Origin of the sequence: Methylobacterium sp. Leaf118 (assembly GCF_920984675.1) — a bacterium.
Lineage (GTDB): Bacteria > Pseudomonadota > Alphaproteobacteria > Rhizobiales > Beijerinckiaceae > Methylobacterium.
In genome coordinates, this window is record NZ_CAKLBV010000005.1 from 129981 (window position 1) to 140646 (window position 10666).

At 70.8% G+C, this 10666-nt stretch carries 11 protein-coding genes; 4 read left to right on the forward strand and 7 right to left on the reverse strand.

The window, feature by feature from the left end; translation table 11 throughout:
- Window positions 1–46: 46 nt before the first annotated feature.
- From LW587_RS04040 to LW587_RS04050, 3 genes are all read right to left on the reverse strand, one after another.
- Window positions 47–253, reverse strand: a complete 207-nt coding sequence (locus LW587_RS04040; protein ID WP_232628310.1) for a hypothetical protein — start codon at window positions 251–253, stop codon at window positions 47–49.
- A 174-nt stretch (window positions 254–427) separates the two neighbouring features.
- Entirely contained in the window at window positions 428–1234 is an 807-nt protein-coding gene (gene thiD, locus LW587_RS04045) for a bifunctional hydroxymethylpyrimidine kinase/phosphomethylpyrimidine kinase (RefSeq protein ID WP_232628311.1), read from the reverse strand.
- 34 nt (window positions 1235–1268) lie between these two features.
- Window positions 1269–1982, reverse strand: coding sequence for a thiamine phosphate synthase (locus LW587_RS04050; RefSeq protein ID WP_232628312.1), 714 nt, complete (start codon window positions 1980–1982; stop codon window positions 1269–1271).
- Window positions 1983–2203: 221 nt separating this feature from the next.
- On the opposite strand from LW587_RS04050, the gene LW587_RS04055 reads away from it, so the two are divergent.
- Window positions 2204–2401, forward strand: coding sequence for a hypothetical protein (locus tag LW587_RS04055; protein WP_232628313.1), 198 nt, complete (start codon window positions 2204–2206; stop codon window positions 2399–2401).
- Window positions 2402–2731: 330 nt separating this feature from the next.
- Window positions 2732–3745, forward strand: coding sequence for an NUDIX hydrolase (locus LW587_RS04060; protein ID WP_232628314.1), 1014 nt, complete (start codon window positions 2732–2734; stop codon window positions 3743–3745).
- 30 nt (window positions 3746–3775) lie between these two features.
- On the opposite strand, the gene LW587_RS04065 is transcribed toward LW587_RS04060, so the two are convergent.
- The 3 genes from LW587_RS04065 to LW587_RS04075 all read right to left on the reverse strand — a co-directional run bounded on the left by LW587_RS04065 (window position 3776) and on the right by LW587_RS04075 (window position 7137).
- A complete protein-coding gene (locus LW587_RS04065; protein ID WP_232628315.1) occupies window positions 3776–4705 on the reverse strand; it encodes an oxidoreductase in 930 nt (309 codons plus the stop codon).
- A gap of 159 nt (window positions 4706–4864) precedes the next feature.
- Window positions 4865–5752, reverse strand: a complete 888-nt coding sequence (locus tag LW587_RS04070; protein WP_232628316.1) for a YihY/virulence factor BrkB family protein — start codon at window positions 5750–5752, stop codon at window positions 4865–4867.
- Between the two features lie 158 nt (window positions 5753–5910).
- A complete protein-coding gene (locus tag LW587_RS04075) occupies window positions 5911–7137 on the reverse strand; it encodes a hypothetical protein (protein WP_232628317.1) in 1227 nt (408 codons plus the stop codon).
- A gap of 409 nt (window positions 7138–7546) precedes the next feature.
- Between LW587_RS04075 and LW587_RS04080 the strand changes: the two genes are divergently transcribed.
- On the forward strand, window positions 7547–8437 hold the full coding sequence (locus tag LW587_RS04080; RefSeq protein WP_232628318.1) for a DMT family transporter: 891 nt from the start codon (window positions 7547–7549) through the stop codon (window positions 8435–8437).
- Between the two features lie 124 nt (window positions 8438–8561).
- On the forward strand, window positions 8562–10253 hold the full coding sequence (locus LW587_RS04085; RefSeq protein WP_232628319.1) for an acyl-CoA dehydrogenase family protein: 1692 nt from the start codon (window positions 8562–8564) through the stop codon (window positions 10251–10253).
- Between the two features lie 180 nt (window positions 10254–10433).
- Here the strand turns inward: LW587_RS04085 and LW587_RS04090 are convergent.
- Window positions 10434–10666 (reverse strand): hypothetical protein (locus LW587_RS04090; protein WP_232628320.1); only part of this gene is annotated, 233 nt, incomplete at its 5' end.

Consider the following 10666-nt stretch of genomic DNA (forward strand, 5'->3'; position numbering starts at 1 on the left):
CGGGGACCTCGTGCTGCAGCGCGTCGGCGTCCCCTCGGGCCGACGCTCAGGTTTCGGATCGCGGCCTTTCGCCGAGCTCGGGGCGCAGGATCATGCGACCCTCATAGCCGTCGTAGCCGCCGCGATAGGTGAAGCGGTTGATGGCGATCTTCCGTCTCGTTTCCGACGCCTGCTCGCTGGTCCAGGCCGAACCGTCGGACGACCGGGCGGACCGGCGTCCTTTCGCCGACCGGGTGAGAGGGGGCTTCGACATACGCACGCTCCGTATCGCCTTCCGATCGCCGCGACATGCTCGCGGGATGCCCGGCCTCCCGCGCGGTTCCGCCCAGTCCGGGCCGGCATCCCAGGACCCACATTTAGAGCGCTCGCCCCGGGAAGGGGATACCGTTTTGGCTCAGGGAGGCGCGTCAGCTGGGGATCGAGCGGTTCATCGCCACTGGGCGAAGAAGTGGTGGAGCGGCCCGTGACCGCGACCGACCGGCACGCCGTCGGCGGCGCGGATCGCCTCGGTGACGTAGGCCTTGGCAGCACCGACCGCCTCGGCGAGGGGCTGGCCCCGGGCGAGGCCAGCGGCCACCGCGGCCGACAGGGTGCAGCCGGTGCCGTGGGTGTTGCGGGTCTCGATGCGCGGCGCCGCGAAGCGGCGCAGCGTCCCGTCCCGGCTCAGCAGATGATCGACGCTCTCCTGCCCCTCGCCGTGCCCGCCCTTGATGAGGACGGCGCGGGCGCCCCGCTCCAGCAGGCGCCGCGCCTGACCGACCGCCTCGTTCTCGTGGACCGCCTCCCGCTCGCCCAGCAGGGTCGCGGCCTCGGGGAGGTTGGGCGTCACGAGGTGAGCGAGGGGCATCAGCGAGTCCCGGAGCGCCGCAACGGCCTCCTCCGAGATCAGCCGGTCGCCGGAAGCCGCGACCATGACGGGATCGAGCACCACGGGGATGCCGACGGCATGCCGCTGCAAGGCCTCGACCACGGCGGCGATCGTCTCCGGCCGCGACAGCATCCCGATCTTCACCGCACCGACGGTGAGGTCGGAGAAGATCGATTCGATCTGGGCGGCCACGACCTCGGCGGGCACGTCGTGGATGCCCTGCACCCCGACGGTGTTCTGCGCGGTCACCGCGGTGATCACGCTGGCGCCGTAGACCCGCAGGGCCGCGAAGGTCTTGAGATCGGCCTGGATCCCGGCGCCCCCGCTCGAATCCGAGCCGGCGATGGTGACGGCGATGGCGGTCATGCGATGCCTCCCTGTTCCTGGTCCGGACGCGCCCTCAGGCGCCCCGCGCCGCCAAAGCCTCGTCGATCCGGGCCCGCAGGTCCCGGGCCTTCGCCTCCGTGGCGCCGCCCTTGAACAGGGCTCCGATCAGCGCGACGCCGTCGGCACCGGCGCGGATGGTGGAGGCGGCGTTGCTGGCATCGATCCCGGCGATGGCGCCGAGCGGAAGCCCCTGCCCGCGGGCGAGGCGGGCGCGGAAGACGATGCGCTGAAGCCCGTCGAGGCCGACCGGCGGATCGGGGTTGTCCTTGCTGGTGGTCGCAAACACCCCACCGATGCAGGCGTAGTCGATCGGCAGGCGGTACAGTTCGTCGGCCTGGGTCCCGTTCTTGACCGTGAGGCCGATCACCGCCCGGGGACCGAGGAGCCGGCGGGCATCCTCGGAATGCAGGTCCGACTGTCCGAGATGCACCCCTTCGGCGCCCGCGGCGAGGGCGAGATCGACCCGGTCGTTGACGAGCACCGGCACGCGGCCCGCCACGGCGGCGCGGATCGCCCGGATGCGGGCGAGCGCCGCCCGGGCGTCGTCGATGGTCTTTTCGCGGTACTGCAGCAGCGTGACGCCGCCCGCGACCGCCTCGGCGGCGAGCGCCGCCAGCGCGGCCCCGTCACCGCCCAGCACGCCGACATCGAGGAGGCCGTAGAGCCGGAGATCGACGGCTTTCGTGGCGGCCGGGCGTGACAGGCCGAGTCCCGTGCCGAGGCTCATCGTGATCCCTCGCGTCGCCCGCACGCCATCCCCGTCCCGCTCCCAACGCTCGCTTGCTCGGACTGGTCTAACGCATCGATGCGAAAAGTGGAGGGTCTTCCCGGGAGCGACCGATCACGACGACACGGACCGTTCACCCGGACCGCGAGGGAGGGTCGGTTTACCGTGCCGTGCCCGTGATCCATCCTTGGTCCGGACGGAGGAGCGTGCCATGGTGCGGCATGGCATCACCGACCGCCCATCCCTACGCCGTCGACGTGCGGCGCTGCCGCGCCAACGGCCACTTCTCTTGGTCGATCAAGAGGCAGGGCAAAATCTGCGGCCAGTCCATGGCCGGCTACGAAAGCTTCGAAGAGGCCCGTCGGGAGATGAAGGTCGCCCTGACCGCCCTCATCGCCGCCCTGGACCCCGCTCGGTAGATCGTTTTGGCGCGGTGGACCGTTGTGGGGGCCATGGCCGCCCGCGGGTTCGTTCGCGACACGGTCTCCTGGCGCTTCGGACCGTCCAGCGGGTGTGCAGGCGCCAGCGCGACGCGTTGACGGTCACCGCTCCGATCCGGCAAGAGCGGCGCGCGCGTTGGAGGCCGATGGCGGGATGCGCGTCCGCGCCGGCCTGCGACGCCTGAATCGACCTCACGAATGTCGCACGAAACCTTCGATGTCCGCCGTATCCTCCCTGGGCTTGGTGACGCAGCGGGCGTCTGATGACGGACAGGACGCCGGGATCAGGAGAGCGGCGAGCATCGAGCCATGAGCGACGCCCTGACTACGGTCGCACCAGATTCGACGGCTCCCGTCGATCGACGCGAGCGCGCCGCGTTCACCTCGTCGGTGGGGCTCGTCGCCGTCATCGTCGCGGCGACGGACGGCGAGCCGCGGGCGCTGACCGTGCAGGTCGCCGGCCAAGCCCCTGGCCGGGACACCGCGCTGCCGGCCGGCCCTCTGGTGCCCGAGCACGCCACCCTGGAGCGGGGCCTGCGGGCCTGGGTGGAGCAGCAGACCCATCAGCGCCTCGGCTATGTCGAGCAGCTCTACACCTTCGGCGACCGGGACCGCGAGGGCGGAGCGCGCGGCGTGCACCTGCTCTCGGTGGCCTATCTCGCCCTGGTGCGGGAGCTCCGCCCCGCGGGCCTCGCCGAGGCGGCGTGGCGCAACTGGTACCGCTATTTGCCCTGGGAAGATTTTCGCGAGGGACGCCCGGCAGCGCTCGACGCGATCGAGCCGCGGCTGATGGCCTGGGTGGCCGAGGGCGGCGACGCCAAGCTGCGGCGCCAGCGCGAGGACCGGGTCGGGCTGAATTTCGGTACCGGCGGCACCTGGAACGAGGAGCGGGTTCTGGAGCGCTACGAATTGCTGTTCGAGGCCGGCCTGATCCCGGAGGCGCATGGGCAGGCCGGCGTGGCGCAGCATGACGACGCGGCGGTCACCGGCCAGCCCATGGCGCTCGACCATCGCCGCGTGCTCGCCACCGCGATCGGCCGCCTTCGAGGCAAGATCAAGTATCGACCCGTGGTCTTCGAGCTGATGCCGCCGGCCTTCACGCTGCTCCAGTTGCAACGCACCGTCGAGGCGCTGTCGGGCACGCGCCTGCACAAGCAGAACTTCCGCCGGCTCGTGGCCCAGCAGGGGCTGGTGGAGGAGACCGAGGATGTGACGAGCGGGACGGCGGGGCGTCCGGCCCGGCTCGTGCGCTTCCGCCGGGAGGTGCTGCTGGAGCGCCCTGCCCCGGGCGTGCGCCTGACCCCCACCCGCCGACCCGGCTGAGCGCGGCGCCGGGCCCTCGGGCCGTTGCGCCTACAGGGCGAACCTCACCCCGGTCAGCTGTTCGGACACGGTCCAGAGGCGCGAAGCCGTGTCGGGATCTTTGGCCTGCGGGGCGATCCAGGCGGGTTTGGGCGCGCCGCGACTCTCGCGGATCCCGTCCGGCCCGTAATAGCCGCCGCCCCGGGCGACCGGCGCCGTCGCGGCGTAGAGGATCGGCAAGGCGCCGGCGGCCGCGGATTGCCCGGCGAGGGCGAACAGGAAGCGGCCGATGCGCTGCTGGATCGGCCCGGCCCGGTCTCCCCTGCGGAAGACATCGGTGAGCGCGAGGCCGGGATGGGCCGCCATGGCCTGTTCGGGCCGGCCGGCGGCCCGGAGGCGGCGCTCGAGTTCGAGGGCGAAGATGAGCATCGCGAGCTTGGTCTGGCGGTAGGCCGTCTGCGCGCCATAGGCCGCGCGCCCGTGGAGGTCGTCGAAGCGGATCGCGCCGCTGCGATGGGCGACACTGGCCACCGTGACGATCCGGGTTCCCGATGACGGACGCAGGCACGGCAGCAGGAGCCCGGTGAGGGCGAAATGGCCGAGATAGTTCGTCGCGAGTTGCCGCTCGAACCCGTCCTCGCTCTCCTCCCGCCGCGGCACCGCAGCGATGCCGGCATTCAGCACGAGGAGGTCGATCGGCCCACCGTCCCGCCGCCAGTTCTCGGCGCAGGCGCGAACGCTCGCGAGGCGAGCGGTGTCGAGTTCGCGCACCGTGAGATCGGCCTGGGCGTGCCGGCGGGCGATCCGCTCGGCCGTCCGCACGCCCTTGGCGGGGTCGCGCACGGCCAGCACCACATGCGCCCCGGCCCCGGCCAGCGCGAGGGCGGTCTCGAAGCCGATGCCCGAACTCGCCCCCGTCACGAGGGCGACCCGGCCCGTCTGGGACGGGATGTCGGCCGTCGTCCAGCCCCGCTCAGCCATGGACACACCCCATGGGTCGGGCCCTCGCTTGATCCGTCACGACGACCCCTCTGGCAATCGGCCGGCCTGTCCGGCCCCTGTCCCGTCGATGCATCCCGACGCCGGTCGGTGTCCGCGCCACCGGCGGTCCGGGCGCCCGTCCGGAACCGGCGCGGACCCTCACGGCCGCTGGGCGGCTTGCGCCTGCCGCGCCCGCATCCGGGCCTGGAGCCGCTGGCGGCGGGCCGCGATGACCGTGCCGTTCACCTCGCCGCCGAACAGGAACATCGCCGCGAGCCAATAGAGGAAGACGAGGAACACCATTGCGGTGGCGAGGCCCCCGTAGGTGGAGGCATAGGCCGAGGAAAACCGATCGAGGTAGAACCCGAAGCCGAGGCCGGCCAGGAACCACAGCGCCAGCGTCACGCCGATGCCGGGCAGCACCGCCAGCAGGGAGCGGCGCCCGGCCGCGACGAATTTGTGGGCGATCACCAAGACGAGCCCGATCAGGACCGCGGTGATGACGATGCGCCCGATCGCGATGGTGAGGCCGAGGGGCTCCAGCCCCGGCGCCACGAACACGAGCTGTCGCCAGATCAGCGGCCCGAGCACCACGAGCAGCGCGAAGGCCAGCATCGCGAAGGCGCCGCAGATCACGTAGCCGATCGATTCGAGCCGCGTGAGCCACCAGGGCCGCATCTCGCGCAGCCCGTAGGCGCGGTTGAGCCCGACGCGGAGCGACTCGACCCCCGAGGAGGAGAAGTACAGGGCGAGCACGGCGCCCAGCGTCAGCACGCCGCCGCGCTGCTCGGTGAGAATGCGGTGGACCTCGCCCACGATCGGCTTGGCGATCTCGCGGGGCACCGCGTCGAAGATCAGCGTGCCCGCCTCGTCGGCGAGCGATTTGGTCCCGAACACGCCGGCGAGGGCGGCGAGCAGGATCAGGAACGGGAACAGCGAGGTCAGCATCGACAGGGCGATGTGGCTCGCGATCGCCCAGCCGTCATGGGCGACGAAGCGCTGTGCGGCGAGGCCGGCGATATCGAGGCTGGTGCGCAAGGGTCTCACGGGCAGTGGCGGCTCGCGTCTCCGAGGAAGGGAGGGCGGCGCGACATACGGCTATGCGAGGCCTTCGCGTCAACGGGGCGGCGCCGATCCGGCCCCCCTCCCGTCGCCCGCCGCGCGGACCGCCCAGCGGTTTCCGAGCGGTCGGGCCGGCGCAGCGATCACTGCGTCTTCGTGTCCGAGCAATTGTAGGTGCCGCCCGCGTCGGCGACCGCCCGGGCCAGCCCACCGCTCTGCGTCCGGCCGAACACGAGGCAGACGTGGTAGGTGAGAAGCTTGGACGCCGGAAAGCCCGTGAACGGCACCGATCGGGTCCCGTCATAGGTCGCGGTGAGGCTCATTCCGTAGAGGCTGGTCGAACCCCAGGCGATCTTCTCGGAGGTGGTCGGCGCGTTGGAATCGTCCTGCGGCAGCTCGTATTGCGCGGATTGGTAGGGCCATTCCCAGTCGCACGGCAGCAGCTGCGGGATGCCGGCATCGGTGCAGCCGCCTCCACCGTTGTAGGTCTGCGAGGTCTTTCCGCGCGCGACCGAATACCCGTCGTTGATCTTCGAGGCAGCGAGCGGAGCGGGTTCGACCAGGCCCATCTCGTGCGCGCCCGCGACCAAGGCGGTGTAGCGCGCGCCGGTATTGGTTTGGTTCCAGGTCCAGGTTGCGTTCCGCGTGAGTGGGGTGGTGATCGAGGCGAAGCGATACCGGTCGCCCCAGAAAGCGAACTTGATGGGGTTGCTGCCCGCATCGAAATCGAGCTTCCCGTAGGGGCCGCGAAGGTCGAAGCTGACGCGATCGGGACCGGGCACCTCCGCCATGTCGACCTTGGTGACGACACGCGGGTAATCCGCACCGTCGGCGAAGTACCAGTACACCGTCACCGGCAGCGTATAGAGCTTGTAGATGGCCGGATTCGTGCCGAGCGGGGGCGAATCCTCGCCGGTGTTCGCGTTGTAGCCGGCGGCGTTGACGGTCCCATAGCGCGGATAATTGACCCGGAAGCGGATCGCCCCCCGATTCGCCGGTGTCGGGAACACATAGGTGCTGGCGGTGAAGCCCCTGCCGAGGGGCGAATCGTCCTTCTTGAAGATCTTCCCGGCGATCGTCGCCGAGGCGCCGTCCGAGAACTTCCTGTAGCGCTCGTGCGAGACGAAATACCCGAATCCTTCGTTCGCGCTCGACGAGTTTGCCGTCACCGTCGTCGTGACGCCGCTGGCAACGTATTGGAACGTCGAGCGTACGATGAAGCCACCATGGCCGGTATTGCCCGCGCCTTCCTTCTTGAAGGAGACGGTGCGTTTCAGCCCCTTCGAATCCGTCCAGCTATACCGATAGACAGCAAGGCCATTGATGGTCGGCTCGTCGAGCACGACGGCTTTCGCCGGCCCGGCCGCCATCGGGGCGGCGAGACATCCGGCCAAGAGGAGACCTCGGAGGCGAGGGCGTGCCATCATGACTGCATTCACCCTGTCGTCCGGAGATGTCGCGCGATCACGATCCGCGCGGATGCTCGCGCTGCGCGGCGTGAAGAAAATCTGGAAAGTCTTCGACGCAAGCTGAACAATAAGCTGTGCCTCGCCGGCTCGTCAATCGAATACACATCACTCGCGCCAGGAAATCATGCAGGTTCCCGGCGCTGCTTTCGGCCTCAAAACGGCGCGGCGTCCTCGGCGGGTTCGGCCGTCGCGAGCATCGGCGCCCGGTCGTCGAGCCGCTCCGGCATCCCGGCCTGACCGGCGAGGCGTTTGCGTTTGCGTTTGCGTTTGCGTTTGCGTTTGCGCGCGACGCGTGCTGCCTGCCCGCGCCATGTCCACGCTCCTCAACGGCTTGATCCCCGCCGCCTTCGTCCTGATCTGGGCCACAGGCTTCGTCGCCGCGCGCTACGTGGCCCCGCTCTCGGAACCGCTCGTCTTCGTGGCCGCCCGGCTCCTCCTCGTCGCGCTCGTGCTCGCGGGGATCGCGGCCGTCATGGGCGCACGCTGGCCGCGGGATCGGGCCGGGTGGCGCGACGCCCTGGTGGCGGGCGTGCTCATGCAGGGCCTCTACGTCGCCGGCGTGTTCTGGTCGGTGAAGCACGGCCTGCCCGCCGGCATCGCCGCCCTCGTCGGCAGCCTGCAGCCGCTGCTGACGGCCGCCGCCTCGGAGCCGCTCCTCGGCGAGCGGGTCGGGCCCCGGCGCTGGGTCGGGATCGGCCTCGGCTTCCTCGGAGCCGGACTGGTCCTGGCGCCCCGGCTCGGGGCCCTCGATCCCGCCGGGATTCCGCCGACGGCGCTCGCCGTCTGCCTGACCGCCATGCTGGCCATGACCGCAGGGACGCTCTGGCAGAAACGCAAGGCGGCGCAGGCCGACCTCGTGACCAATGCGGCGGTGCAGTTCGTCGGGGGCTTGGCCTTCGCTCTGCCGCTCGCGCTCCTGGCCGGGGAGGCCTGGCCCGCGCCGAGCCTGCCGCTCGCCCTCGGCATGGGCTGGTCGGTCCTCGTCAATTCGGTCGCCGGCATCCTGCTGCTGATGGCGCTGATCCGGCGAGGGGCGGTGGCGGGCGTCGCCTCGCTGTTCTTCTTGGTGCCTCCGGTCTCGGCGGCGATCGCCTATGTCCTGTTCGGCGAGACCCTGACCCTGGTGCAGGTCGGGGGCATGGCCGTCGCCGCGGCGGGCGTCGCCCTGGCCGGCGGCGGGGCGGCCCGTCGATCGCGGTAAAGTGCATGATGAATTCAGACCGAGATCATCCCAAGGTCGGGGGCTGCGGCACCAAGAAAGGACTACTGTGCCGCGGATCCTGCCTATAATGAACCGCAATTCGTCATCTTAGAGAGAGACAGCCATGGCCGCCTCCCCCGCCGTTCAACCCGCCAACGACCCGCAGGATTTCGTCACCCTCGCCAACGAGGCCGCCGTGGGCGCCAAAGCGCTCGTGGCCGAGGCGACCGCCCGGGTGAAGGCGCGCGTCGCCGGCACGGACGGCAAGCTCGATGCGGGCAAGCTGGAGCGCGAGCAGCATGCCGCCCACGGCCTGTCCTGGCTCGCCACCTACGGCGAGGCGGTGCGCGAGCTTGCCGACTACGCGCGCCGGCTCCAGGGCGAGGGCAGCTTCGGCGAGACCGAGGCGCTGCTCGTGAAGGTCGGCGTCGGCGAGTATCTCGACCAGATGTTCGGCGGCATCCCGATGAGCCAGGGCGAGATGGTGCGCCCGACCTCCTCGCTCGGCTTCTCGTCCTCGGAACTCGCGGGCTTCCGCACGCCGGCCATCGACGCCGTGATCACCCAGGGCAACACGCCCGAGAACCGCGCCGCGCTGATCGCGAGGATCCGCGAGGCCACGACGTCGGGGGCCGCCACCATCGGCGCGTCGGGCCTCGACGAGGACATGGAGGCGATCCGCTCCGAGATGCGCCGCTTCGGCAAGGCCGAAGTGGTCGAGCAGGCGCATGAGTGGCACCTCGAGAACGCTTACATCCCGATGTCGATCATCGAGAAGATGGCCGAGCTCGGCGTGTTCGGCCTCACCATTCCCGAGGAATACGGCGGCATGGGCATGCCCAAGGCCGCGATGTGCGTCGTGTCCGAGGAGCTGTCGCGGGCCTATATCGGCGTCGGCTCGCTCGGCACCCGCTCGGAGATCGCCGCCGAGCTGATCCTGTGCGGCGGCACCGAGGAGCAGAAGCAGCGCTTCCTGCCCGGCATCGCGTCGGGCGACATCCTGCCCACCGCCGTCTTCACCGAGCCGAACACCGGCTCCGACCTCGCGAGCCTGCGCACCAAGGCGGTGAAGGAGGGCGACGTCTGGAAGATCTCCGGCAACAAGACCTGGATCACCCACCCGGTCCGCGCCGACATCATGACCGTGCTCGTGCGCACCAAGCCCGAGGAGAAGGGCCACCGCGGGCTCTCCATGCTGATCGCCGAGAAGCCGCGGGGCGACGACGCGAACCCCTTCCCGGTCGAGGGTCTCTCCGGTGGCGAGATCGAGGTGCTCGGCTACCGCGGCATGAAGGAGTACGAATTGTCCTTCGAGGGCTTCTCGGTGCCGGCCGGCAACCTCCTCGGCGAGATCGAGGGCAAGGGCTTCGCCCAGCTGATGCAGACCTTCGAATCGGCCCGCATCCAGACCGCCGCCCGCGCCATCGGCGTGGCCCAGTCGGCCCTCGACATCGGCCTGCGCTACGCCGAGGAGCGGGTGCAGTTCGGCAAGGCGCTGGTCGAGTTCCCGCGGGTCGCCGACAAGCTCGCCATGATGGCGGTGGAGATCAACATCGCCCGCCAGCTCACCTATTTCTCGGCTCGCGAGAAGGACGAGGGCAAGCGCTGCGATCTCGAGGCCGGCATGGCCAAGCTGCTCGGCGCCCGCGTCGCCTGGGCGGCGGCGGACAACGCCCTGCAGATCCACGGCGGCAACGGCTTCGCGCTCGAATATCCGATCAGCCGGGTGCTGTGCGATGCCCGCATCCTCTCGATCTTCGAGGGTGCCGCCGAGATCCAGGCTCAGGTCATCGCCCGGCGCCTGCTGGAGCAGTGATCCGCGCGGGAGGCTCGGGCCCCGGACCGCGTGATCCGGGGCGAGGCTCCCGGTCGTCCGCACCGCATCGGGTGGCGCGAGCGACGGGATCCGCCGCTCGGATCGCGCTCCAAGACTAAGAAAGGGCCCCGCCCGGTCATCCCGGGCGGGGCCCTTTTCTTGTGCCATGAGCTCAGGCCGTCACAGGCCCGGGAGGCGGCCGAAATCGCTGCTGCCGAGCCGGGCGAAGCGGCGTTCGATCGATCCGGCATAGCCCGACAGGGTCCGATGCCAGCCATGGGCCTGCGCCTCCAGGTCGGAGAAACCGCCGGAGCCCTCGCTGCGGGGCGGGGCGCTCCGGCGCATGGCCCGTACCGGACGCTCGAGGCCGGCCATCCGGGCGGTCGCGCGACGCTCGGGCCGCGCAGCGCGCT